Consider the following 26,678-nt stretch of genomic DNA (forward strand, 5'->3'; position numbering starts at 1 on the left):
TTTCATCCCCTAGCAATATAAATCTAATTTGAATTATGTAATGTAATATTTAATATTGTTACATTTATTATATTGTAGTATAAATATACTATTTGTTGGAAATAATTAAAACTAAAATTTTGTAAATTTTTCGTGCTTTTTTACACTTCTGACAAATCATACTTCGACAGTTTCAAATACACTTGACCACGGAGTGCTGAGGCACGAATTCCATCTGCATCATCTGTCGTATTAATATATGTCGACATAACAGCTTCACCATCATTGATAAAGATTTCAATCGTATGTTCATATACGAAACAATGCAGTGACGTTAACGGTGCGTGTAACGTAATAACTCTTTTAAAATCCTCAACAGTCGACAAGCTGCTATCCGTGCGATCAATTATAAATTGCTGTGTGCTTGTATCATATGTCATGACTGTACGTTCTCTCCTTGAAACGCGTAGTTCTATGTTTAACTCAAGCGCATCATTATCTATAATATCCGCAATAAGCTCATAACGTTTACCTTCATAAGGATGCAGACGCACAATTTTCTTCGTCGCATAACCTTCAGCTGTCTCAAGCTTTCCACGACAATGCTCTGAGAATGCCGGCCGTTGTTTCAGCTCACCATCTTCAAATGTCATAATACGCGGTGTCGCAAGTTCACCGTTAATGCGTCCGACAAGTAAGCAACGCTCTGATTCATCTATTAATAATGATATAGGGTCAAAATCAAAGCCATGGTCAGGCATATCATACTTCAACTTATCCGGATATGGTTTAAGCTTCGTCTTTAGGCGACGCTCCAGCGTTGCTAATTCCTGCTCACTTAACTGTGAATGATGTAATTCCTTCATAATGATTCTCCTTGAAATATATTACTTTTATTTTAGCAGAAAATATAAAAAAAGAAGCAGCTTTATCACTACTTCTCTAATTCCTCTTCTATTAATTTCTGCTCGCCTTTCAAATACTGTCTATAACCGATTTTACTGATCTGGATGCTGAATTCATATAGCAACACCATCGGCAATACGAAAATGATATAAGTCATCGTATCTGGTGGCGCTATAATAGCAGCAATTACCATTAAAATAAAGTACGCATACTTTCTATTTTTCTTTAAGAATATCGGATTCACAACGCCAAGACGTGTTAAGAATAATAGTAGTATCGGTAACTGGAATACAAAGCCAAACGGCATCGTAATCTTCACCATTTCTCCGAAGTACTGCGTCACACCGATTTGCTGATGTAATCCCATATCACTTGCGAGTTCAAGTGAGAAGTTAATAAAGTAAGGAAATAATATAAAGTATCCAAAACTCATCCCAGCAAAAAATAAAATAATACAAAAAGGGATATACGCAAGCGTCACACGTCTTTCCTGTGGATGTAAACCCGGTGATATAAACGCCCACAGCTGATAGAGGATTACCGGTGAAATAATAATAATCGCAATAATCATAATAACGCTCAAATAAATAGAAAGCGGATCAGATACTTTAAAGTAATTTAATGCAATGCCTTTAGGTACATCCGTTACTGTAAGAAACTTTGTGACAGGTTTACCGAATATAAATCCAATGAACATACCTGCAATTAAAAAGTAACCGACAACCATAAGTCTTGCCCGCAATTCTTCAAGATGTTCAACTATTGTTAAATTATCCTTATCCACCGTAATCACCTCTCAATAAAAAAACGGCACAGATGCCGTTTTATTTTTTTACTTCTTTATCATCTTTATCTTCATCCATAATACCGTTTGTTGCATTTTTAAATTCCTTTAAAGTCTCTCCCATTGAGCGACCGAATTCCGGCATTTTTTTAGGACCGAATATAATTAACGCGACAATACCTAAAAACACTAAAATTGTTGGTGATGCAAAACCAAGTAACATGTATTTATCCCCCTAATGATTTTTCATAAAGAAAATTAAAGATTGTAATTCAACGCCTAAATCAATGTGATGAACATGTACGCCACTCGGTACATTTAATCTTTCTGGTGTAAAGTTTAATATACCTTTAATTTGTGCTTTTGTCACTCTATTTGCGACGTCTTGCGCGACACTTCCCGGTACAGTTAATATTACGACCTGAATACCAGTCTTATCAACAACTTTCTCAAAATCTTTCATATCCTGAACTTCAATCTTACCAATTTGTCTACCGATTGATTCCGGATTCGCATCGAATGCTGCTGTAATCTTCATACGGTCATTAATTGAAAAATTATAGTTTACTAATGCCGTACCTAAGTTACCGACTCCAATAATTGCAACTTTCGTAATCATATCTTGCTGTAATGTTGTCTTGAAGAAGTTGAGTAGAAAGTTAACGTTATAGCCGTAACCTTTCTTTCCGAGTTCTCCAAAGTAGGAGAAGTCTCTACGAATCGTAGCAGAATCAATTTGTAACCCATCACTTAATTCCTTACTGCTCACTCGTTCAACATTTGAATTATATAACGTATTAACAAAACGATAATATAAAGGAAGTCGTTTTAAAGTGGCTTTAGGAATTTTAATTTCGTCCTTCGACATCCTATTCACCCGTTTCTTTTTTGTGATAACATTCACATCGACATTATTATAACACTTATATATATAAAAGACTATGTGAAATTGTGAATTCATTGATAAAAGATTCCAACTTATTATGTGTTACTGTACAATGAAGATGAGGTGAAACCATTGATATTATTACAAGCAAGTAATTTAACAAAATCCTACTCAGGTGAAAATATATTCTCAAATGTGAAATTCGAAGTTAAATCCAACGATCGTATTGCCATCGTTGGACGGAACGGTGCCGGTAAAACGACTTTAATGAAAATTCTCGCGGGTGCTGAAGATTATGATACGGGACATCTGTCTATCGCAAAACATGTGAATATCGGTTATTTAACGCAGCAGATGACTTTAAATGCAGAAGGTACTGTATATGAGGCGATGAAGAAACCTTTTCTGCATCTGGAACGTATGCAACATGAACTGAACGATATTGCGCTGTACTTAAGCGAACATAGCGATGATGCTGCAAGTGAAGCGTATCAGGAGAAGCTCACTGAATACGAAAAGTTACAGCATAAATTTGAAGCAGAAGACGGTTACTTATATGAAACGAAGATTAAATCTGTATTAACAGGTTTGAACTTTAAAGAAGAAGACTTCAATAAAACAATCGACTGTTTCTCAGGTGGTCAGAAAACACGTCTTGCACTTGCAGAAATGTTACTGCATAACCCTGATTTGCTGCTACTTGACGAACCGACGAACCATCTTGATATGGATACGACTGCATGGCTTGAAAATTACTTAACAACATATAACGGTGCCATCGTTATCATTTCGCACGACCGTTACTTTTTAGATAAAGTCGTCAACACTGTATACAATGTCGCACTCGGTCAAGTTACGAAATATGTCGGTAACTACTCTAAGTTCATTGAATTACGTGACCAGTATTATGAAAAGATGCAGGCACAGTACGAGCGACAGCAAGCTGAAATTAAACGTCTAGAAACGTTCGTGCAGAAAAACATTACACGTGCATCAACGAGCGGTATGGCAAAAAGCCGTCGTAAAGTTCTGGAGAAGATGACAAAAATAGATATGCCGAAACAAGATGATCATTCAATGAATTTACGTTTCTCAATTGATAAAGAAACAGGAAACGACGTATTACGCTGCACAGATTTAGCAATCGGATACGATGCGCCACTTGCTATGAATATAAATTTTGACGTATCAAAACAAGACGCAATCGCATTTATCGGACCGAACGGAATAGGTAAGACGACACTTATTAAAACAATCGCAAAACTCCTTAAACCACTCTCAGGTGATGTACAATACGGTGCGAATCTATCTATCGGATATTACGATCAGAAACAAGCTGAATTTTCTTCTAACAATACAGTACTAGAAGAATTATGGCAGTATTATCCCACGATGCCGGAGAAAGAAATACGTACAGTACTCGGAAGATTCTTATTCGTCCAGGATGACGTGAAGAAAATTATTAACGACTTATCCGGTGGTGAAAAAGCGAGACTACAACTTGCGAAACTCAGTTTAGAAAATCATAACGTACTCATACTCGATGAGCCGACAAACCATCTAGATATCGATGCGAAAGAAGTATTAGAAGATGCGCTTATCCACTACCCCGGCACATTATTATTTGTCAGTCATGACCGATACTTCATTAATAAACTCGCTACGAAAGTATTCCATATGAATAAAGAAGGCGGCCGAATGTTTTTAGGGGACTATTCATACTTCATCGAAAAAGAAGAAGAACGTATGGCGATACTAGCACATCAAGCTGAAGAGGAAACAAAAACATATAAAGAAAATGATTATGATGCTTTTAAAGCAAATCAAAAAGAACGCAGAAAACTGGAACGCCAGAAAGAAAAGCTCGAACAGCAAATAGAAGTGCATGAAGCACGCATAAATGAAATAGAAATCGAACTTACAAAACCAGAAGTATTCAGCGATATCGAAAAAGCAAATACATTAAATGATGAACTCATAGCACTTAATCGTGAAAATGAATCATTATTTGAAGAATGGTCAGAAATTGAAATGACGTTAGAAGGATAAAAACACGTTATTTTCTGAAAATGACTATTCACAAAGTTATACACATTAAAAACATTGAAATATAAGTAATCCACAAAGTTATTCAGTTTATCCACAGATTTCTGCATAAAACATAATGAAATAATTGTGTAAAACGTACTATTGACATATAGTTATACACAAATTGTTAACAACTTGTGTACAAGTACGTATGTTCGTGTTTATTATGAACATAATTTATATACTAAAAAGAGGACGAAACGTCATATTACGTTTCGTCCTCTTATGTTTATGTTAGTTATTGCTGTGAGTGTCACTTTTTGGGACACTCGCATCTGTTTTTGTTGCTCGGTGTCACTTTTTGGGACACTCACATCTGTTTTTGTTGATGAGTGTCACTTTTTGGGACACTCACACCTGTTTTAGCCGCCGAGTGTCACTTTTGGGGACATTTAATCCTACTATAAATTAATATTTGAAAGACCATTTAAGTTCATTGCACCAAATTTACCAGCTCTATATTCATAATATGCTGCCGCGCCGATCATTGCTGCATTATCAGTACATAAATTCAATGGTGGTATTAATAGCTTTACACCTTTATCTTCACACATCTGCTCCATACGTGCTCTAATGCCTCTATTTGCAGCAACACCCCCACATATAAGCAATTGATTAATCTCATATGCTAATAATGCTTTAAACGTCTGTTCTGTTAACACATCTATTACACTTTCTTGAAAACTTGCAGCAACGTCCTCTTTATTATATGCAATACCTTTTTGATTCAAATTATGCAACTTATTAATGACTGCACTTTTAAGACCACTGAAACTAAAGTCGTACCCTTCCATAATCGGACGAGGAAAGTCTAATACATCTTCACCTTCTGCTGCGAGTCGGTCTACGTGTGGTCCTCCCGGATAAGGTAAGTCTATTGTTCTTGCAACTTTATCGTACGCCTCTCCTACCGCATCGTCACGTGTTTCACCAATCACTTCAAAGTCCATATGACCTTTCATTAATACGAGTTCCGTGTGCCCTCCAGAAATCACAAGAGCAAGCATCGGGAATGTTAATCGTTCTTCGATATGATTTGCATAAACATGTCCTGCTATATGATGGACAGGGATAAGTGGTTTACCGTGCGCTAGCGCTAACGCTTTCGCCGCATTAATACCTACGAGCAATGCACCGATTAATCCAGGTCCTTCTGTAACTGCCACTGCATCAATTTCTTCCCATGTAAGATGCGCTTCACTTATTGCTTCTTCAATAACCATCGTAATGTTTTCTACATGGTGCCGACTTGCAACTTCAGGAACTACACCACCAAATCGTTTATGTGATTCAATTTGAGAATTCACAACATTACTTAATACTTCATATCCATTGCGGACAACACTTGCTGCTGTTTCATCACAACTCGTTTCAATTGCCAAAATTGTTATATCCTTCTCATTATTCATCGTAATTTCACCCACATCACTTTCGCATCTTCACCAGGACCATAATAATCTCGTCTTGTGCCACCGTAAGTAAATCCAAGACTCTCATATAATCCTCGTGCCGCGTTATTCTCTATTCTAACTTCTAAGCTCATCATCTCACATGTAATTCGTGCGTAATTTATTACATATTCAAGTAGTAATTTTCCGTATCCGAATCCTCTAAACTGCTCATTAATTGCAACAGTCGTAATCTGCGCCTGATCGACTACTATCCACATCCCTAAATAACCAATAACAGCTTCATCTATAACAAGCACAAAATAATGCGCAAACTCATTCTTCTCCAGTTCATGATAAAATGCATCGAGCGTCCATGAACCACTCGGAAATGCCTTTTGTTCAATATCATAAACTGCTGGAACATCACTGAGTTCCATTTTCCTTATTATTAATCCTGACTGCTCAACCAATTACGCTCCGCCTCCGATATTCTTAAATACGTCGGTTCAAATGCATGAACATTAACTGGATCATTCGTATCTATTAAACGACGCATTTCAGCACTTCTTGGAATGCAGTAAAACACAGGACCTTTTAACGATGCTTCCAGTTTAACGGCATCCATCCCTAAAAATATATACGGTAAGTGCTGCTGTTTTAATTTTTCATTTAATTCATCAATTGAGATATACTGGTCCTCTTCAATCATTTCCAGCTTAACACCTTTATAACGATACATACCTGCATATACGTGGTTTCTACGCGCATCAAAAACAGGGATTAATAAAAATTCATGCATTCTGACTGTTGCTGCTAAAGCTGCAAGACTAGATACTGAGTACAAAGGAATATCCAGAGTATATGCCAAAGTTTTAGCTGCCGTTACACCGATACGAAGCCCTGTATAAGAGCCTGGACCATGTGCTACAGTAACACCTTCAATATCTTTCATCGTTAGACCTGTATATTTCAATAAGCTTTCAACTTGACTCATTAAAGTAATAGAATGATTAATACGCATACCGCTGTTAAACTCAGCGAGTACGCTATCTCCATCTGTAATACTTACAGAAAGTGGCTGATTACTCGTATCAATGTGCAGTAATTTCATTTTCAATCTGCTCCTTTAATTTATTCGCTTCAGCACCTATCGCATTCAAAATTACTTCACGGCTCATTTCATCAACACGTTTGATTTGTAGCGTTAAATAACTTTCCGGCAAGAAATCTTCAATCATTTCTGGCCATTCAACAATTGAAACACCATCACCATAAAAGTATTCATCAAATCCTAAATCATCTTCAGCGCCTTCCAGTCTATAACAATCCATATGATGAAACGGCATACGTCCATCATATGACTTAATGATATTGAACGTCGGGGAAGTAATATTTTGAGTTACACCTAATGCGCTTCCGAAAAATTGGCTGAATGTTGTTTTTCCTGCACCTAAATCTCCATTTAATAATATGACCGTACCAGGCACTACATACTTGGCAATTTTCTCTGAGAGCTGCTTCGTGTCTTCTATTCCATTTATATTTATTATCATTATTTACACTCACTTTTAATTATTTTCAGTATAGTTTATTGTAACATATTTATATATGCTACCAATATATTGAGACAGCTTGATATAGCTTTAATATGTTAATTAATATTACGAAACATAAAACTATAGAAATAATAAATTTATGCAATAAAAAAGAGACCCTATAAAAGGATCTCCTGAGATTGCCCGGCAACGTCCTACTCTCGCGGATCGTAAGACCAACTACCATCGGCGCTAGAGAGCTTAACTTCTGTGTTCGGTATGGGAACAGGTGTGACCTCTCTGCCATCGTCACCAGACAAATGAAAGAATATGATATCCAGTTTCAACTCGCTGTCCCTATTCATTTTCTAAATCTCAATCGAATCTGGCGATTCTCATTCGATTTATCAAAAATGATACGGGCCATAACGCTCGTTTCAACCTTTAAATTATACTTTCAAAACTAGATAAAATAGAGAAGATATATTAAGTTTTACTCGGCAATCCCGAATAAAAAATCTTTAAAATTGATTAAGTCTTCGATCGATTAGTATTCGTCAGCTCCATACATTACTGCACTTCCACCTCGAACCTATTAACCTCATCATCTTTGAGGGATCTTATAACCGAAGTTGGGAAATCTCATCTTGAGGGGGGCTTCATGCTTAGATGCTTTCAGCACTTATCCCGTCCATACATAGCTACCCAGCTATGCCGCTGGCGCGACAACTGGTACACCAGAGGTATGTCCATCCCGGTCCTCTCGTACTAAGGACAGCTCCTCTCAAATTTCCTACGCCCACGACGGATAGGGACCGAACTGTCTCACGACGTTCTGAACCCAGCTCGCGTACCGCTTTAATGGGCGAACAGCCCAACCCTTGGGACCGACTACAGCCCCAGGATGCGATGAGCCGACATCGAGGTGCCAAACCTCCCCGTCGATGTGAACTCTTGGGGGAGATAAGCCTGTTATCCCCGGGGTAGCTTTTATCCGTTGAGCGATGGCCCTTCCATGCGGAACCACCGGATCACTAAGTCCGTCTTTCGACCCTGCTCGACTTGTAGGTCTCGCAGTCAAGCTCCCTTGTGCCTTTACACTCTGCGAATGATTTCCAACCATTCTGAGGGAACCTTTGAGCGCCTCCGTTACTCTTTAGGAGGCGACCGCCCCAGTCAAACTGTCCGCCTGACACTGTCTCCCACCACGATAAGTGGTGCGGGTTAGAAAGTCAACACAGCCAGGGTAGTATCCCACCAGCGCCTCTACGTAAGCTGACGCTCACGCTTCAAAGGCTCCTACCTATCCTGTACAAGCTGTGCCGAATTTCAATATCAGGCTACAGTAAAGCTCCACGGGGTCTTTCCGTCCTGTCGCGGGTAACCTGCATCTTCACAGGTACTATGATTTCACCGAGTCTCTCGTTGAGACAGTGCCCAAATCGTTACGCCTTTCGTGCGGGTCGGAACTTACCCGACAAGGAATTTCGCTACCTTAGGACCGTTATAGTTACGGCCGCCGTTTACTGGGGCTTCAATTCGTAGCTTCGCATACGCTAACCACTCCTTTTAACCTTCCAGCACCGGGCAGGCGTCAGCCCCTATACTTCACCTTACGGTTTTGCAGAGACCTGTGTTTTTGATAAACAGTCGCTTGGGCCTATTCACTGCGGCTCTTCAAGGCTTGCACCCTAAAAAGCACCCCTTCTCCCGAAGTTACGGGGTCATTTTGCCGAGTTCCTTAACGAGAGTTCGCTCGCTCACCTTAGAATTCTCATCTTGACTACCTGTGTCGGTTTGCGGTACGGGCACCTAATTTCTAACTAGAGGCTTTTCTTGGCAGTGTGAAATCAACGACTTCGCTACTATAATTTCGCTCCCCATCACACCTTGATCTTAATGAGTACCGGATTTTCCTAATACTCAATCTCAGTGCTTGGACGTACATAACCAACAGTACGCTTCGCCTATCCTACTGCGTCCCCCCATCGTTCAAACAATCTTAGGTGGTACAGGAATATCTACCTGTTGTCCATCGCCTACGCCATTCGGCCTCGGCTTAGGTCCCGACTAACCCAGAGCGGACGAGCCTTCCTCTGGAAACCTTAGTCAATCGGTGGACGGGATTCTCACCCGTCTTTCGCTACTCACACCGGCATTCTCACTTCTAAGCGCTCCACATGTCCTTACGATCATGCTTCGACGCCCTTAGAACGCTCTCCTACCATTGTCCAAAGGACAATCCACAGCTTCGGTAATATGTTTAGCCCCGGTACATTTTCGGCGCAGCGTCACTCGACTAGTGAGCTATTACGCACTCTTTAAATGATGGCTGCTTCTAAGCCAACATCCTAGTTGTCTGGGCAACGCCACATCCTTTTCCACTTAACATATATTTTGGGACCTTAGCTGGTGGTCTGGGCTGTTTCCCTCTCGACTACGGACCTTATCACCCGCAGTCTGACTCCCGCATTAAATTATCTGGCATTCGGAGTTTGTCTGAATTCGGTAACCCGAGGGGGGCCCCTAGTCCAAACAGTGCTCTACCTCCAGTAATCATCATGCGAGGCTAGCCCTAAAGCTATTTCGGAGAGAACCAGCTATCTCCAGGTTCGATTGGAATTTCTCCGCTACCCACACCTCATCCGCTCACTTTTCAACGTAAGTCGGTTCGGTCCTCCATTCAGTGTTACCTGAACTTCAACCTGGACATGGGTAGATCACCTGGTTTCGGGTCTACGACCTGATACTCATTCGCCCTATTCAGACTCGCTTTCGCTACGGCTCCACATATACTGCTTAACCTTGCATCAAATCGTAACTCGCCGGTTCATTCTACAAAAGGCACGCCATCACCCATTAACGGGCTCTGACTACTTGTAAGCACACGGTTTCAGGTTCTATTTCACTCCCCTTCCGGGGTGCTTTTCACCTTTCCCTCACGGTACTGGTTCACTATCGGTCACTAGAGAGTATTTAGCCTTGGGAGATGGTCCTCCCGGATTCCGACGGAATTCCACGTGTTCCGCCGTACTCAGGATCCACTCAGGAGAGAATAACTTTTCGACTACAGGGCCTTTACCTTCTATGGCTGATTTTTCCAAAATCATTCGTCTAAACTATTCCTTTGTAACTCCGTATTGAGTGTCCTACAACCCCAGAGTGCAAGCACTCTGGTTTGGGCTCTTCCCGTTTCGCTCGCCGCTACTAAGGGAATCGAATTTTCTTTCTCTTCCTCCGGGTACTTAGATGTTTCAGTTCTCCGGGTGTGCCTTCTCATATGCTATGTATTCACATATGGATAACATGACATAACTCATGCTGGGTTTCCCCATTCGGAAATCTCTGGATCAAAGCTTACTTACAGCTCCCCAAAGCATATCGTCGTTAGTAACGTCCTTCTTCGGCTTCTAGTGCCAAGGCATCCACCGTGCGCCCTTAATAACTTAATCTGTTATTAATATTGTGATGTCTGCATAATGCAGACGCGCGATTTTTTTAAGAATTCAAATATGAACTCACTCGGTTTTGCTTGGTAAAATCTTTTTTATATCTTCTTACTTTATCTAGTTTTCAAAGTACAATATTAATGGTGGGCCTAAATGGACTCGAACCATCGACCTCACGCTTATCAGGCGTGCGCTCTAACCAGCTGAGCTATAGGCCCATTATTAATTTGAATGTATAAACATTCAAAACTGAATACAATATGTCTCCGTTATTCCTACAAACCTGATGGTTTGTTTCCGTATTATCCTTAGAAAGGAGGTGATCCAGCCGCACCTTCCGATACGGCTACCTTGTTACGACTTCACCCCAATCATCTGTCCCACCTTCGACGGCTAGCTCCTAAAAGGTTACTCCACCGGCTTCGGGTGTTACAAACTCTCGTGGTGTGACGGGCGGTGTGTACAAGACCCGGGAACGTATTCACCGTAGCATGCTGATCTACGATTACTAGCGATTCCAGCTTCATGTAGTCGAGTTGCAGACTACAATCCGAACTGAGAATGGTTTTATGGGATTTGCTTGACCTCGCGGTTTTGCTGCCCTTTGTACCATCCATTGTAGCACGTGTGTAGCCCAAATCATAAGGGGCATGATGATTTGACGTCATCCCCACCTTCCTCCGGTTTATCACCGGCAGTCTCTCTAGAGTGCCCAACTTAATGATGGCAACTAAAGATAAGGGTTGCGCTCGTTGCGGGACTTAACCCAACATCTCACGACACGAGCTGACGACAACCATGCACCACCTGTCACTTTGTCCCCCGAAGGGGAAAGCTCTATCTCTAGAGTTGTCAAAGGATGTCAAGATTTGGTAAGGTTCTTCGCGTTGCTTCGAATTAAACCACATGCTCCACCGCTTGTGCGGGTCCCCGTCAATTCCTTTGAGTTTCAGTCTTGCGACCGTACTCCCCAGGCGGAGTGCTTAATGCGTTAGCTGCAGCACTGAGGGGCGGAAACCCCCCAACACTTAGCACTCATCGTTTACGGCGTGGACTACCAGGGTATCTAATCCTGTTTGATCCCCACGCTTTCGCACCTCAGCGTCAGTTACAGACCAGAGAGCCGCCTTCGCCACTGGTGTTCCTCCATATCTCTGCGCATTTCACCGCTACACATGGAATTCCACTCTCCTCTTCTGCACTCAAGTTTCCCAGTTTCCAATGACCCTCCCCGGTTGAGCCGGGGGCTTTCACATCAGACTTAAGAAACCGCCTACGCGCGCTTTACGCCCAATAATTCCGGATAACGCTTGCCACCTACGTATTACCGCGGCTGCTGGCACGTAGTTAGCCGTGGCTTTCTGGTAAGGTACCGTCAAGGTACGTTCAGTTACTAACGTACTTGTTCTTCCCTTACAACAGAGTTTTACGATCCGAAAACCTTCTTCACTCACGCGGCGTTGCTCCGTCAGACTTTCGTCCATTGCGGAAGATTCCCTACTGCTGCCTCCCGTAGGAGTCTGGGCCGTGTCTCAGTCCCAGTGTGGCCGATCACCCTCTCAGGTCGGCTATGTATCGTTGCCTTGGTGAGCCGTTACCTCACCAACTAGCTAATACACCGCGGGTCCATCTATAAGTGACAGCAAAACCGTCTTTCACTATTGCTTCATGCGAAGCTAAATATTATCCGGTATTAGCTCCGGTTTCCCGAAGTTATCCCAGTCTTATAGGTAGGTTACCCACGTGTTACTCACCCGTCCGCCGCTAACGTCAGAGAGTGCAAGCACTCTCGTCAGTTCGCTCGACTTGCATGTATTAGGCACGCCGCCAGCGTTCATCCTGAGCCAGGATCAAACTCTCCATAATAGATTGCTTGATAAAGCTCTTTGATTGCTTGAGGCAATCACTCTTGGGAGTGAACTTAATCACTCAAATTATTGGAATTAACGTTGACATATTGTCATTCAGTTTTCAATGTTCATTAAAATATTCAATGGAGCGGGTGATCGGAATCGAACCGACAACATCAGCTTGGAAGGCTGAGGTTTTACCACTAAACTACACCCGCATATATAATGTTAAAAGTAAGTGCGACCGAGAGGATTTGAACCTCCACAGGAATACTCCTACTAGGCCCTCAACCTAGCGCGTCTGCCGTTCCGCCACGATCGCGCGTTGGCATTTTTTCTCGTTCAACTCTTTTAACGACAAGATTTATTATATAACGTTCATATTAATAAGTCAACACTTTTTTAAAAGTTTTTAAACTTTATTAATTTGATGTTAAAGATATTAAATCTTTAAAAGTGACCCCTACGGGATTCGAACCCGTGTTACCGCCGTGAAAGGGCGGTGTCTTAACCGCTTGACCAAGGGGCCCTGTTTCAACAACGATATTAATCTTATAATGATTCGTTAATAAAGTCAACACTATTTTATAAAAAAATGTTAAAGTGTAAATTTTATTATAAACACATGAGAAAACAGCTCAATTTCGTGTAATATATACACAAAATTGAACTGTTCAGCTTCATTGCTGTTGCGTCAGCTCTTCTTTTAAACGTCCACCACATTTACAGCGATATCGATACGTCGACATCCGCCTTTGTCTCGGGTATACAGTATCACACCGTTTACAAATATACCGATATTTATAAGTGCGATTCGGTAATGGACTGCAAAACCTTGGTGCACCAACTGCTTTTGCTAAAGCTTTAAAGTCTCTGTCACGATGTCTATATCCCTTTCCTTCTATATGAAGATGATAATGGACAAGCTCATGTTTTATTATTTCAGTAATTGCCGCTTCCCCAAATGCTTCATACTGTTTCGTACTGATTTCAATATTATGACTTTGCAATATATAACGTCCACCCGTTGCGCTCAGTCTATTATTAAATAACGCCTCATGCAGAAACGGTTTATTGAAATGCTGTAACGAAATGTTCTCAGTAAGTCGCTGCAGTTCGTTATTGTCCATCAGGATTTTTCATCGTAAGTGCTACTTTACCTTTATCAAGCATAATATCTTCAATCCATACATCAACGATATCTCCAACAGATACAACGTCAGTCGGGTGGTTAACGTAGCGATTTGCAAGCTTAGATATGTGCACTAACCCATCTTGTTTCACACCAATATCAACAAAGGCACCGAAGTCTACAACATTGCGTACTGTTCCGGATAGTTTCATACCTTTTCTTAAGTCTTCTATAGTTAACACATCTGATTTCAGCAATGGTGTTTCAAAGTCTTCACGTGGATCTCGGCCCGGTGCCATAAGTGCAGCTATAATATCTTCAAGTGTCGGTACACCGATATTGAGTTCCTCTGCAGTCTCCTGAATATTTATTTTGCTGATTGCGCCCTTTAAGGCTTCACTTCCGAGGTCATCTGCTGATAACGACAGCTTTTTAAGTAGTGCATATGTCGCTTTATAACTTTCCGGGTGAATACCGGTATTGTCTAATGGCTCTTCACCGTCAGGAATACGCATGAACCCAATACTTTGTTCGAATGTTTTCTTTCCGAGTCTAGGAATTTTTGCGATTTCTTTATGATGTTTAATCGGACCGTTTTCAATTCTGTAGTTAATAATGTTTTCTGCAACTGTCTTTGATAATCCCGATACATATTGCAGTAGTGGTGCAGAAGCAGTATTTACATTCACGCCTACTTTGTTTACCGCAGTTTCTACAACGAATGTTAATGCTTCGTTCAACGCTTTCTGATTTACATCGTGCTGATATTGTCCTACTCCTATTGATTTCGGATCAATTTTAACAAGTTCTGATAAAGGATCCTGTACACGACGCCCGATTGAAACAGCACTACGTTCTTCTACCTGGAAGTTCGGGAATTCTGCGCGTGCTAAGTCGCTTGCCGAATATACAGATGCTCCTGCTTCGTTAACGATAATATACTTCGTCAGTAAGTTGTTTTCTTTAATAATCTCTGCAATAAACTGTTCCGACTCCCGACTTGCAGTTCCATTACCGATTGCTACAAGCTCTATATTATGTTTTTGAATTAAGTTCAATACTTTTTGTTTTGCTTTTCCTTTTTCACTGACAGGAGGATGCGGGTATACAACATCTTTTTCTACGAATGTGCCAAATGGGTTAATAATTGCTAACTTACATCCCGTACGATAAGCAGGATCTAACCCGAGAATCATCTTACCTTTAAGCGGTGCCTGCAGCAGTAAGTTTTCTAAGTTTACAGCGAATATGTCTATCGCCTGTGCTTCTGCTTTTTCAGTTAGTTCATTTCGAATTTCGCGGTGAATTGAAGGTAGAATTAAACGCTTCAGACTGTCTTCAATCGCACGTTCAATAAACTTACTCTCCTGCTGCATCATCTGTTTTTTCAAATAGCGTTGTATTGCAGTTTCATCAACAGTAATATCTACTTTCAGCACATCTTCTTTCTCACCACGGTTAATTGCTAATATACGGTGCGGTACAATTTTGTTAATGCGTTCGCTATATTCGTAATACATTTCGAATATACCCTTTTCATCTTCGGCTTTCTTTTTCTTCGTTGTCGTAACTTCACCGTTTTGCTCTACGTATCCTAATATAAATACTCGATATTTCGGTTCATCAGAAATCATCTCTGCAATAATATCAATTGCTCCATTAATTGCATCTTCTACAGTTGTCACTTCTTCAGTAATAAACTTCGACGCTTCATTTTCTGCATTGCCGTAAGCAAGCATCACTTCTGCTAAAGGCGCCAGCCCTTTACGTTTCGCTTCTGTCGCTCGCGTTTTCTTCTTTTGTTTAAATGGACGATATAAATCTTCAACACGCTGAAGTTTCGTCTGTTCCATAATCTCATTTTTCAGTTCATCTGTCAGCATACCCTGCTCTTCAATAGAACGAATGACATCTTCTTTACGTTTCTGAAGATTTTCCATATAGCGATATTCTGTTTCTATCTCTTTTATTTCAACTTCATCTAGTCCACCCGTAATTTCTTTACGGTAACGCGCGATAAATGGTACTGTATTTTTCTCTTCCAGTAATTTCAGCACTGAAGTAATCTGCGCTTTCTTATATGGTAATTTCTCCTGTATTAATTGCATCACATGTTGTTCCATAGTTACCTCCTTGAAATCATAACAATATTTTAACACAAAAAATAAACCGGGATGCTTATCCTGGTTTATTGAAATTAACTATTTTGTACTGCATCACGTAACTTTTTAATTGCTGTACGCTGCAACCTTGAAACGTGCATCTGGCTTAAACCTATTTTCTCTCCTGTTTCTTTCTGACTTAAGCCTTCAAGGAATGTACACTGAATGATTTCACGTTCTCTATCAGAAAGTATTGGCAGTACTTTTTCTAATATCATACGTTTTTCTGTAAGGTCATATCCTTCTTCAGTGTTCCCCATTACATCAAGAAGCGTAACCGTTGAACCGTCTTTATCCGCTTCAATCGAATGATCCACGCTTAACGCATTATAACTTTGTCCCATCTCCATTGCTTCCAGCACTTCTTCTTCAGTTGCTTCGATGCGGTTAGCAATTTCGATAATTTGCGGAGAACGTCCGAGTTCATTCGTCAACTCATCGGTAGCGCGCTTAATTTTCGGGCCAATCTCTTTTATACGTCTCGGTACGTGGACACTCCACGTTTTATCACGTAAATAACGTTTAATCTCACCGATAACAGTCGGTACAAGAAACGCTTCGAACTTTCGTTCAAAGTTTACATCAAATCTGTTAATTGCACCTAATAAGCCAACCATACCAACTTGTACAAGGTCTTCATGATGACCTTGACCTTTAGAATAACGATACGCTAAAGATTCAACTAATTTTTGATAGTGCAGCACTAACTCCTGCTGCGCCATCTCGTCCTGGGTATCTTGATATAACTTAATCCAGGCATTGATTTCTTCTGGCGTTACATCATTATAATTACTACTACCCATCAGGCTACACCTGCTCCCCCGTAATATACTTCGTCATACTAATTGTAACACCGCTATCTTTCTTAACGTTTACTTCATCCATTAAAGACTCGATTAAGAATAACCCTAATCCACCTTCACGGATAAAATCAACATTCTCGTTCTCATTATATGGTCCAAGCTCTGATTTTGTACGCTCGTAATCAAAACTTGTTCCAGAATCAGATACGATAACTTCAACTTTATCTCCAAAGATTACGTAACCTACTAATACATCACCTTTAACGTCATCTTTGTAAGCATGTTTCACGGCATTTGTCACCGCTTCACTCACTGCAATTTTTGTATCTTCAATATCATCATAAGAAGCACCTGCTCGATTAAGAATACCTGATAATGTTAATCGCACTAAACCTACGTATTCTGCAGCTGCCGGGAATCTCATTTCAACATAATCATACTTTTCCATAAACGTTACCCCTCCACCGGTTGGTTTACATGCATTAAATCTTTTAACCCAGTGATGTCAAATAATCTTTCAATACGTTTGTTTACACCTAATACATATAATTCTTTATTGTTTTTATTCAGTTCCTTTAAAGTTCCTACAAATAATCCTAAACCTGTACTATCCATATACGTCACTTCATCTATATGTAAATGAATATCATGTGTTCCTTGTTGTCTAATCGGCATTAATACTTCCTGTAATTCCGGAACAGTCGCGACATCCAGTTCGCCCGCTACTTTAATTTCATAATGTGTTTCATGTTGTACTGTATCGATTTTTAAGTTCATAGCTCTTCTCCCTATCTTTGCGCGATTTTTATATTCTCTGTTAGTGATACCCTTAAAAAAATTATTTAAACCGATTTATTTTATTCTTTTTATAATTAATATTGTTAAGTCATCTTTTTTCTTAGGATCACCAATTTTAAGCAGTTCTTCATACACAATCTGAACGATATCCTGAGGATGCAGATCCTTATATTTCCCAATTAAGTTGAGCAGTTCCTGCGTGTTTATAAATGTTCCGTCCATCTTACGAATTTCAGATACACCGTCTGTAAAAACAATGACCATATCACCGATCTCAATATCAATTTCTTCCTGGTCATAACGCGTTGAAGGATGTATGCCTAACACGAGTCCGCGTGCGCTTAATTCTTCAAACGTGTCCGTCTTACTTCTATAGAGATGTCCTGGTTCATGACCTGCTGAAGCATAATAAAATTTATTATTTACTTCCTCATATAAACCGTAAAACATCGTCACGAACATATTCTGATTGACGTTTTTCTCAACAACTCGGTTCAGACGTTTCAAACCATCACTCGGTAGTTGTGAATGTCCATATGAGTCCATACCGAACTTAATCATACTCATTGCAAGTGCTGCCGGTATTCCTTTACCAATGACGTCTGCTACAGCGAAACTCATCGTGCCATCTTTATGATCAATTAAGTTAAAGTAATCCCCATTTACGCGATGTGCTGGCACGCTAATTGCACCGATTTCAATCTTTTCAAGTTGTGGTATGTGCGTCTTTAACATCGTTGACTGCAAACTTACAGCGACATCCATCTCTTTATCGTGTGCTTCCATCACTTTAACGAGCGCTTTATAATCTCGATACGTAAAACCGAATCCGATTATCATTTCCGTTAATACATCCATACCGTACTGTTGTTCCACTGCATTATAAGTTTTTTCGTTTATAATATCTTTATGCAGCATTACTATTTCTTCCGGTGATATATCTAACTCAATCGCTTCAAAACTGAGCGCCTGTATCGGTTCTAAATCTTTTTCATCATGTGTTTGTATATAATGTTCAAGTATGTCGACATATCTTGAAACAATCTTTTCAATTTGACGCATTACATTCCCTCTCTTTCACGAAAAAAGACTTTAGGCGCTCCCTAAAGTCTATTCACTCTCTATTGATAATCCTAGACTAATTGCAAGCGCAACATCCACTTCTTTCATCTTCACTTTATCTAATACAGTTAAATGATCAATCAATCTATTCTTATCTATCGTTCTTATTTGTTCCAACAGAATTACCGAATCCTTTTCCAGGTGATGACTCGTCTTTCCGATTTCAACGTGGGTGGGAATCTTTGCTTTGTTAATCTTTGCTGTAATTGCCGCGACAATTACTGTTGGGCTATATTTATTACCTATATTGTTCTGAATAATGACAACAGGGCGTTTACCGCCTTGTTCTGATCCCTTTACCGGTGACAAATCAGCTAAATAAACATCTCCACGTTTCATTTATTCACCATCTAGTGCTAATGTCTGATGGTTATCGTTTACTTCACATTCTAAGATGTAATGCTCTGATGCAATCGATAAATTAATCTCTGCCATAGATTGATAACCTTCAATAAGCATTTGTTCCAGCTTCTGGCTCATAGTTATTCCTCCATCATTCAATTATCTCTATTTTATCAAAAACAATTTAAATGACCAACAGTTATTTCATGAGTTCGTTATATACTTCAACATCCTCATTTAAGTAATAACGTTTTGGTAATCTGCGCCCAATAGAAGTTAATACTTCATACGTTATAGTGTTTAACTTAGATGCAGCACTTTCTAATGACTGATTACTATCATGTTTATTATCAATAATTATCGCCTGCATACCTATTGATGTATTACTTGGTACACGCACCATCATCTGATCCATACAGATGCGACCAACAATCGGTACTTGAACACCATTTAAATTAATATGATAGCCTTGCATCATGCGCGGCAGACCGTCTGCATAACCTATCGGGAACGTCGCAACGAATTCACTTTCAGCTGCTATGTACGTTCTGCCATAGCTGACCGTATCACCCGGCTCAATCTGTTTCACAAAGCATACCGTTGAAACGAGCTGCATTGCAGGGATTAACTTTACTTTACTTACAGACTGAATAAATTCAGAAGGATAGTAACCGTATAAACTTAAACCAAGCCTGAATGCATTGCACTCAGAGCAACCATACCTAAGTGCAGCAGCACTGTTCTGACAATGTATATACTCCGGCTTATTATCCTGTATTATTGTTAAAAATCTATGATACATCGCTTCAGTTGCATCATTGACTTCATCAGCTACACTAAAGTGCGTATACACACCCTCAAATATAAACTGCTCAACTTCACCAATTCGTGCTACCGCTTCCTCATATTCAGATTTATCACGAATACCGATTCTTCCCATACCTGTATCAACCTTAACATGCAGCCATACAGACTTATCCGCTTCATCCAAATATTGCGCAGCACGCATAATCCATTCGGCACTCGGTGCTGTTAATGCTAATCGGTGACGCGATGCCTGACGTATATGCATCGGTTCAACGACTCCAAGTACTAATATCTTCGCTTTAACGCCATGCATACGAAGTTCTATCGCTTCATCCATTGTCGCAACAGCAAAGAACTCAGCGCCCTGTGCCATTAAATACTTTGCAATGTTCACAGCACCTAATCCATATCCATCTGCTTTAATTACCACAATCGCTGTCTTCTGCGGATGAAGTTTACTAATACTTTTATAATTCTGACCAATAGCATCTAAATTTACATTTACAAATGTAGGACGATAAAACCTATCACTCATACGCTCACCTCTATATATAGTAATTCTATCGTACCATATTTTACATCATTACAATAACATATGCCGTTGCAACGTCATCTGTATGTGCAATACTGACATGCGCTTTATCATCATCTTTAACGAATGGTTTTCCAGCTGCGTCATTTAAACAGCATATTTCATTAAAACGCAGTTCACCGATACCTGTCCCAAGTGCTTTAGCATATGCTTCTTTCACACAAAAACGTCCTGCAAGATATTCAGCCTTTCGCTTATCACTCTGAAATGTATCGATACGTGCACGTTCATCAGGATGAAGAATTCGTGTCAAAAACTTATCATCATTAATGTATTTCGTTACTCTCCTGATATCCAGAATGTCCGTCCCGATGCCTCTGATCATATAAAAACTCCATTTCTCTTAATTTTTCATTTATAAAACGCTTTAGTTCATGCGCTTCATCTTTATGAACTAAAGGTATTGTAAGACCGTTCTCAGCTGTGTGCACCGTTAATGACATTAAATCGGAACGTTTCATAATCGGACCTTGCTCTGTTTCAACGTTCTGAATCGTTACGTAAGGTACAATCAATTGTTCTTTGTTCCAGATACCTGTGCACAAAGTGATCTCATCTATCCCAATTTCATAATGATTTGCGCGATATATTAACGCTGGTCTAATAAAAATGTACCATACAATATCAAGTAGCAGCAGTATACATAATACGATAAACACGATATGTGAAATCGGAAGTTCAAAATATACTTTAACCACATAAAATATCGCAATCGCAACTGCAAACAATATAGCCTGAATGAGTGCACCTATGCGCATTACTTTTATACTACTTTTATGCATCTGCTTCATATTCAATACGCTCCTTCATCATAAACCAATCATACATACGCGCTGCATCATCCAGTTCAATATAATCGAGTGATGTTGTACTCCCTAACATCCCTGCTGCAACACACACTTCTACGTTGCGTAATGAAGCTCTGTTCATAAACGGTGTGCTGTTAACACTTAAACTAATGATGTTCTGTTCTTTAATGTATGTTGTTGTCATCGATAATAATCCGCCATTACAAACTGAAAGCTCATCCCCTACAATCGCATATCCAGAATTTTTATATTTAATGAGCGCCGTAATAAATGTTAATACTAAAAGCAGCACACCGACAATCCATGCATAATCAAACCAGTAATACTGGATGACACTCGTAATCACAATTATAAACAGCCACGAAACTTGAAAATACCTACGGATACTACGTTTAGGAATAACATGATTCACTGCATTAAAGTCATATGGTAGAAGTTGACGCACAATCTCATAACCTTTATTTCGAGAAATAAAAGGGAGCAGTTCTAATTCATCGTCACCAATTTCTTCTCCATCCTGCATCTCACTTGTTGTTACAACACTGAACTTTGCCTTATTAAACAGCTTCCTGAAATAACTTTGTGTTTCTTTCACACTTTGAATATTCTTCATGACGATATACTTATCAACACGCTCAAACAGCCCGTAATTCACATTGATGACATCTCCATCGTAGCGCACTGTATAGCGATGATACTTAATTGCAGTTACAAATATACCGATAATATAACTCATGATGAGTATTACTATCAAAAATGCGATTAAGTACATATACCCTTCACCTAAAAGTGCTTTCACAGGATTTAAGTACTTATCAAGCGAAATAATTTCATCAATTTGTGAATATATCCCGAATATAATCGCAATAACAGTGAACATTCCGCTACTCGTTGCACTCATAAAAATTAAATCTTTAAATCCAAGACGATAAACGACGTCAAATCTATCATCTGTCTTCATTTCTACTTCGTCTTTCACTTCATCATGAGACGAATATTCAGTCTCATGCTGCACTTCATTTCTAATTTGACGTTTGCGTTCAGTTAAGAAGTTACTTAAACGTTCAGCCTCTGATTTAGAAATGCTATTTAGTTCTATACCGTCACCTGCTGTTCGGACCTGCATAATAACGCCGCCCAGAATTTGGTTGGCAAGTCCTGCATTCGTATCTATCGTCTGAATTTTTCCGATATATACTTCCTTAACCGTCTTACTCAATATACCGGTTTCAAGCATTAATTTATCATCTTCAATCCAGTACTTCGTAATGCGCGCTTCAATAATGCGCAATATAATACTGATTAACGTAAAAATCAGCACCACGAGTGCAAATAAATTATCCGTAAGTGCTTTCATCGAAAAACCATCACGAATAATCCAGAATAATCCGAGTCCAATTAACAGTAAATTGTCTTTAATTGCTTTTAACGTATTCGATAAATATGTTGAATAATGGAGTGAATGTTTAATGTTCATAATGAATCTCCTTTATTCTCTCAATAATTTGTGACGCGATACGCTCAGCATCATCTGTATGCATTAATGGCATAACATTACTGTCCCCGCGTGTGTACACTGTAATTTGTGCCAATTTATACTTCTCCATTAACCATCCACGTTTAATGCACACAGACTGCATAATATCTACCGGCAACGCCATACGTTTTGTAAAGTATGCACCACTTGAGACTTCAAGCGTTGCACGGTTCAGCTGGTACTTCGTATACTTCTGGCGTAATCGTACACCAATCAGTACTTTATATAATGGATATAACAATAACAAAAAGATTAAAAAGTCATATTTAACTGTTAAATAATGATGTATCCCAAAATAAATGACACTAGAAATTACAGCTAATAAAATAAATAATATTATAGCTTTAACATACATATATTTAACTGCTGACTTCGGCTGATAAAAACTTAAATCATCAAAGTACATATACATCCTCCTATTATTCAAAATTATAGCAAAAATAAGCATTACGTCACAAATAAGAAAAGAGATAGAGATAGAGACATAAGTTTCTATCTCTTTCGACTAACAGGAGAAACTGAGACACAAAAGTTGCCACTACGACAAAAACCGAACAAAAACTATAAATCAAAGCGTGATTTATTAGTTTCGTCCGGTTTTGCTTGTGGCAGAACACTTTCGTCCTAGCCGTTTAATTATTACTTCTTATGATCAGCAAATGTTCTGCCTTTGAATGACTTTTTCGCTTTCGGTCCTTTATTCCCACGATCAAATGCTTTACGACGGTTGTCTTTACCGTCTTTACGGTTGCGTCCACCACCAGAACGGTTACCTGAACGGCCACCGCGATAAGATTTACCGCCACCTTTACGACCAAGTGGTTTTTCAAATGTTAACTGAACGTCAACATCGTTGTTAGATTGAATTAATTCCTGTAATAATGATGCTACTAATTTCACATCACCATATTCTTCAATTAATTCTTTTGCGATTGATTCGATACGCGCTTCTGTATCTACTTCAATCCAAGCTTTAACTTTAGATTTAACATCCTGCTCACGTGCTTTCATTACTTCACCTGGTGTTGGTGGACGTAATGCCTGCATTTGACGATTCTTCGCTTTTTCGATTTGACGGATGTAATCCATTTCAACCGGGTTTACGAATGAAATTGCCATACCATGTTTACCCGCACGACCTGTACGTCCGATACGGTGTGTATAACTTTCAACGTCTTGTGGGATATCAAAGTTGTATACGTGTGTTACACCTGAAATATCTAATCCACGTGCTGCAACGTCTGTCGCAACAAGAATATCGATTTGATCGTTTTTAAATTTCTTTAATACTTCTAGACGTTTCGCCTGAGTAATATCACCGTGTAAACCTTCTGCACGGTAACCTTTAGAAATTAAAGCGCTCGTTAATTCATCAACACGACGTTTCGTACGTCCGAATACAATTGCAAGTTCAGGTTGGTGTACATCTAAGAAGTTTGTAAATGTATCGAACTTCTCTAATTCTTTAACGATTGTATAAAACTCTTCAATTGAAGGGTCTGAATCGATGTTTGTCATCGTTTTAACGATAATCGGGTTTTTCATGAACTTCTGAACAAGTTCCTGAATTGCTTTAGGCATTGTTGCCGAGAAAAGCATCGTCTGACGATTTTCTTTTGGTAATTTATCCATGATAAAACGCATATCATCGATGAATCCCATGTTCATCATTTCATCAGCTTCGTCTAAGATTAACGTGTTAATATCTTCAGTTTTTAATGTACGACGGTTTAAATGGTCGATAACACGTCCTGGTGTTCCTACTACGATTTGAGGTTTTTTCTTAAGTTCTCTAATTTGACGGTCGATTGGCATACCACCGAATACAGTAGTAACTTGAACGCCTTGTCCACGACTGAATGCTTTAAGTTGGTCTGCAACTTGAACTGCTAATTCACGTGTCGGCGCCAGGATTAAACTTTGGATCCCTTCACGGCCTTTAACTTTTTCAATTAAAGGAATTCCGAAAGCACCAGTCTTACCAGTACCAGTTTGCGCTTGGCCTAATACGTCACGGCCTGCCATTGTATGAGGGATACTATCCGTTTGAATCGGTGTAGGTTCTGTAAATCCCATCTTCTCCAGCGCATTTATGGTAGGTTCGCTGATACCTAGGTCTCTAAATTTTTGCAATATGATTTCTCCTTTTGTTTTCCTTAAATTACTGCGTTCTTTACGCAATGTCCTAATATCGGGTAATTTTTCACTACCCACTTATTCAACTTCTCTATAGTAGCACCATATGAATAAATTTACAAATGATAAACACGGTATTTGTCACATATTTTTCAAAAATGAGTAACTGCAATGTGTTGCAATTACTCACTTTTATCATCCATATATCGTTTTTAAAATTTATTTTCCGCTATAGTAATTCATTAATAATTGTTTCTAATTTCATGCCTCTACTCGCTTTAAATAAAACTGTTGTTTTATCATTCAGCATCGGTTTCAAATGCTTTGTTACCGCTTTTTTACTGTCAAAATGCATTGTGTTTACAAACGGCTTAGCTGCTTCATGAATATACTTTGCAGCCTCACCTGTCGTAAATACGTAATCGATTGCCTTTCCTTCTATATAACGTCCAACCGCTTCATGGTACATCTTTTCGTCTTCACCTAACTCGAGTACATCACTAAAGACGATAACTTTCGTCTGACAGTGCATCTGATCTATCGTATCAATTGCTGCTTTCATACTCGTCGGACTTGCATTATATGCATCGTTAATAAGCGTTGCGCCATTCATTCCTTTAAGCTGTTCCATGCGCATTCCTGTAAGTTTTAAGCGCGCGAAATTCTCATTTATTTGTGCATCACTTATCCCAAGATGCTTTGCGATTGCGATAGCAATCGTTGCGTTACGTGCATTATGACTACCAATTGTCGGCACTTTATAGATATTGTTGTTTACTGTAAATTCAATTTCATTTTCGATTGTCTTTAAGTCATGAATATAATATTCATTATCTTCGCTAAATCCAATGCGATGTGCGTCTTTATTCGACTGGACGAATGGTTGTAATAAAGGTTCATCTCCATCGTAGAATAATGGCCCATTTAATCCATCCACAATTTCATATTTCGCTTTTGCAATACCTTCTCTTGAGCCTAAATCACGCATATGACTCTCACCGATATTCGTAATCGCTGCAATGTGTGGTTCCGCTAGTGTTGATAAAAATGAAATTTCTCCAAATCCTGACATACCCATTTCAAGAATCGAGATTTCCGTATCTTCGTCAAGCTGGCATAACGTAAGCGGTAAACCGATTTCGTTATTATAATTACCTTCCGTTTTCTTCACTTTAAAGTGCGGTGCAAGTACCGCTTCTATCATATCTTTAGTTGTCGTTTTCCCGTTACTGCCAGTAACTGCAATTACTTTCGGAGCAACTTCCATTAAATATGCCTTAGAAAACGTCTGCAATGCTGTTAGTGTATCATCCACTATAATAATCGGTAAATGCTCTGGTGCTTCTCCAGCATCTCTTTGCCAAAGTGCTGCATGCGCACCTTTTTGAATGGCATCTTCTACGTATCGGTGACCGTCTACATGCTCACCCTTAAAAGGAATAAACAACACACCTTCATAAATGTTTCTGGAATCTATAGATACACCTGAAATTTGAACGTTTTCAAACGCTGCCTTTAATGTTCCATTTACATGATCACTAATCCACTTTAATGTTCTGTTTATCATCAT

The 26,678-nt window shown here is 39.4% G+C and carries 24 protein-coding genes, 4 tRNA genes and 3 rRNA genes; 1 reads left to right on the top strand and 30 read right to left on the bottom strand.

What is annotated here, in order from left to right:
- Positions 1-140 precede the first annotated feature (140 nt).
- From LAU42_RS10235 to LAU42_RS10250, 4 genes are all read right to left on the bottom strand, one after another.
- Positions 141-845, bottom strand: a complete 705-nt coding sequence (locus tag LAU42_RS10235) for a GH32 C-terminal domain-containing protein (RefSeq protein ID WP_224183466.1) — start codon at positions 843-845, stop codon at positions 141-143.
- A 68-nt stretch (positions 846-913) separates the two neighbouring features.
- Positions 914-1,669, bottom strand: a complete 756-nt coding sequence (tatC, locus tag LAU42_RS10240) for a twin-arginine translocase subunit TatC (RefSeq protein WP_224183467.1) — start codon at positions 1,667-1,669, stop codon at positions 914-916.
- Positions 1,670-1,709: 40 nt separating this feature from the next.
- Positions 1,710-1,892, bottom strand: a complete 183-nt coding sequence (locus LAU42_RS10245) for a twin-arginine translocase TatA/TatE family subunit (RefSeq protein ID WP_224183468.1) — start codon at positions 1,890-1,892, stop codon at positions 1,710-1,712.
- 12 nt (positions 1,893-1,904) lie between these two features.
- Positions 1,905-2,537: a redox-sensing transcriptional repressor Rex gene (locus tag LAU42_RS10250; protein ID WP_224183469.1), complete on the bottom strand. Its 633-nt coding sequence runs from the start codon at positions 2,535-2,537 to the stop codon at positions 1,905-1,907.
- Between the two features lie 150 nt (positions 2,538-2,687).
- Here LAU42_RS10250 and LAU42_RS10255 point away from each other — a divergent pair, with 150 nt between their 5' ends.
- On the top strand, positions 2,688-4,604 hold the full coding sequence (locus LAU42_RS10255; RefSeq protein ID WP_224183470.1) for an ABC-F family ATP-binding cassette domain-containing protein: 1,917 nt from the start codon (positions 2,688-2,690) through the stop codon (positions 4,602-4,604).
- A gap of 440 nt (positions 4,605-5,044) precedes the next feature.
- Here LAU42_RS10255 and tsaD read toward each other — a convergent pair whose 3' ends face one another.
- The 26 genes from tsaD to LAU42_RS10385 form a co-directional block, all read right to left on the bottom strand.
- Positions 5,045-6,052: a tRNA (adenosine(37)-N6)-threonylcarbamoyltransferase complex transferase subunit TsaD gene (gene tsaD / locus LAU42_RS10260; RefSeq protein WP_224183471.1), complete on the bottom strand. Its 1,008-nt coding sequence runs from the start codon at positions 6,050-6,052 to the stop codon at positions 5,045-5,047.
- Complete coding sequence (rimI, locus tag LAU42_RS10265) at positions 6,049-6,471, bottom strand: ribosomal protein S18-alanine N-acetyltransferase (protein WP_420907993.1); 423 nt, start codon at positions 6,469-6,471, stop codon at positions 6,049-6,051. Before rimI ends, tsaD begins: the two co-directional genes overlap by 4 nt.
- Positions 6,472-6,482: 11 nt before the next feature.
- Positions 6,483-7,145: a tRNA (adenosine(37)-N6)-threonylcarbamoyltransferase complex dimerization subunit type 1 TsaB gene (tsaB, locus tag LAU42_RS10270; RefSeq protein WP_224183473.1), complete on the bottom strand. Its 663-nt coding sequence runs from the start codon at positions 7,143-7,145 to the stop codon at positions 6,483-6,485.
- The gene (gene tsaE, locus LAU42_RS10275; protein WP_420908217.1) at positions 7,126-7,584 is read right to left on the bottom strand and encodes a tRNA (adenosine(37)-N6)-threonylcarbamoyltransferase complex ATPase subunit type 1 TsaE; all 459 of its coding nucleotides are present in this window, start codon (positions 7,582-7,584) and stop codon (positions 7,126-7,128) included. Before tsaE ends, tsaB begins: the two co-directional genes overlap by 20 nt.
- 187 nt (positions 7,585-7,771) lie before the next feature.
- Positions 7,772-7,886 (bottom strand): 5S ribosomal RNA (gene rrf / locus LAU42_RS10280).
- Between the two features lie 210 nt (positions 7,887-8,096).
- Positions 8,097-11,021, bottom strand: a 23S ribosomal RNA gene (locus LAU42_RS10285).
- Between the two features lie 138 nt (positions 11,022-11,159).
- Positions 11,160-11,236, bottom strand: a tRNA-Ile gene (locus LAU42_RS10290).
- 94 nt (positions 11,237-11,330) lie between these two features.
- A 16S ribosomal RNA gene (locus tag LAU42_RS10295) occupies positions 11,331-12,884 on the bottom strand.
- The 16S, 23S and 5S rRNA genes sit together here with 4 tRNA genes alongside, the layout of an rRNA operon.
- Positions 12,885-13,012: 128 nt before the next feature.
- Positions 13,013-13,086: transfer RNA gene (locus tag LAU42_RS10300), tRNA-Gly, on the bottom strand.
- Between the two features lie 21 nt (positions 13,087-13,107).
- Positions 13,108-13,190, bottom strand: a tRNA-Leu gene (locus LAU42_RS10305).
- Positions 13,191-13,325: 135 nt separating this feature from the next.
- Positions 13,326-13,397, bottom strand: a tRNA-Glu gene (locus tag LAU42_RS10310).
- A 151-nt stretch (positions 13,398-13,548) separates the two neighbouring features.
- Positions 13,549-13,998, bottom strand: coding sequence for a SprT family protein (locus LAU42_RS10315; RefSeq protein WP_224183475.1), 450 nt, complete (start codon positions 13,996-13,998; stop codon positions 13,549-13,551).
- Complete coding sequence (locus tag LAU42_RS10320) at positions 13,988-16,123, bottom strand: Tex family protein (RefSeq protein WP_224183476.1); 2,136 nt, start codon at positions 16,121-16,123, stop codon at positions 13,988-13,990. The genes LAU42_RS10315 and LAU42_RS10320 overlap by 11 nt, the downstream gene beginning before the upstream one ends.
- A gap of 74 nt (positions 16,124-16,197) precedes the next feature.
- Positions 16,198-16,965: an RNA polymerase sigma factor SigB gene (gene sigB / locus LAU42_RS10325; protein WP_224183477.1), complete on the bottom strand. Its 768-nt coding sequence runs from the start codon at positions 16,963-16,965 to the stop codon at positions 16,198-16,200.
- 4 nt (positions 16,966-16,969) lie between these two features.
- Entirely contained in the window at positions 16,970-17,413 is a 444-nt protein-coding gene (gene rsbW, locus LAU42_RS10330; protein WP_224183478.1) for an anti-sigma B factor RsbW, read from the bottom strand.
- Between the two features lie 5 nt (positions 17,414-17,418).
- Positions 17,419-17,742, bottom strand: coding sequence for an anti-sigma factor antagonist (locus LAU42_RS10335; protein WP_224183479.1), 324 nt, complete (start codon positions 17,740-17,742; stop codon positions 17,419-17,421).
- A gap of 75 nt (positions 17,743-17,817) precedes the next feature.
- Positions 17,818-18,816, bottom strand: coding sequence for a PP2C family protein-serine/threonine phosphatase (locus LAU42_RS10340; RefSeq protein WP_420907995.1), 999 nt, complete (start codon positions 18,814-18,816; stop codon positions 17,818-17,820).
- A gap of 57 nt (positions 18,817-18,873) precedes the next feature.
- Positions 18,874-19,224, bottom strand: coding sequence for a type II toxin-antitoxin system PemK/MazF family toxin (locus LAU42_RS10345; protein ID WP_224183481.1), 351 nt, complete (start codon positions 19,222-19,224; stop codon positions 18,874-18,876).
- A complete protein-coding gene (locus LAU42_RS10350) occupies positions 19,225-19,365 on the bottom strand; it encodes an antitoxin MazE (protein WP_224183482.1) in 141 nt (46 codons plus the stop codon).
- Between the two features lie 61 nt (positions 19,366-19,426).
- Positions 19,427-20,569 carry an alanine racemase gene (gene alr / locus LAU42_RS10355; protein ID WP_224183483.1) on the bottom strand — a complete coding sequence of 381 codons (1,143 nt, stop codon included), beginning with the start codon at positions 20,567-20,569 and terminating at the stop codon, positions 19,427-19,429.
- 40 nt (positions 20,570-20,609) lie between these two features.
- On the bottom strand, positions 20,610-20,951 hold the full coding sequence (gene acpS / locus LAU42_RS10360) for a holo-ACP synthase (protein WP_224183484.1): 342 nt from the start codon (positions 20,949-20,951) through the stop codon (positions 20,610-20,612).
- Positions 20,893-21,417 (bottom strand): PH domain-containing protein, encoded by a 525-nt coding sequence (locus LAU42_RS10365; protein WP_224183485.1) that lies wholly within the window; start codon positions 21,415-21,417, stop codon positions 20,893-20,895. Before LAU42_RS10365 ends, acpS begins: the two co-directional genes overlap by 59 nt.
- Positions 21,401-22,912 (bottom strand): PH domain-containing protein, encoded by a 1,512-nt coding sequence (locus tag LAU42_RS10370; protein WP_224183486.1) that lies wholly within the window; start codon positions 22,910-22,912, stop codon positions 21,401-21,403. The genes LAU42_RS10365 and LAU42_RS10370 overlap by 17 nt, the downstream gene beginning before the upstream one ends.
- Positions 22,902-23,378 carry a PH domain-containing protein gene (locus LAU42_RS10375; RefSeq protein WP_224183487.1) on the bottom strand — a complete coding sequence of 159 codons (477 nt, stop codon included), beginning with the start codon at positions 23,376-23,378 and terminating at the stop codon, positions 22,902-22,904. The genes LAU42_RS10370 and LAU42_RS10375 overlap by 11 nt, the downstream gene beginning before the upstream one ends.
- Positions 23,379-23,611: 233 nt before the next feature.
- A complete protein-coding gene (cshA, locus tag LAU42_RS10380; RefSeq protein ID WP_224183488.1) occupies positions 23,612-25,105 on the bottom strand; it encodes a degradosome RNA helicase CshA in 1,494 nt (497 codons plus the stop codon).
- Positions 25,106-25,337: 232 nt separating this feature from the next.
- Positions 25,338-26,675 (bottom strand): UDP-N-acetylmuramoyl-tripeptide--D-alanyl-D-alanine ligase, encoded by a 1,338-nt coding sequence (locus LAU42_RS10385; RefSeq protein ID WP_224184797.1) that lies wholly within the window; start codon positions 26,673-26,675, stop codon positions 25,338-25,340.
- Positions 26,676-26,678 lie beyond the last annotated feature (3 nt).

This window comes from Macrococcus armenti, from assembly GCF_020097135.1.
Taxonomy (GTDB): Bacteria; Bacillota; Bacilli; order Staphylococcales; family Staphylococcaceae; genus Macrococcoides; species Macrococcoides armenti.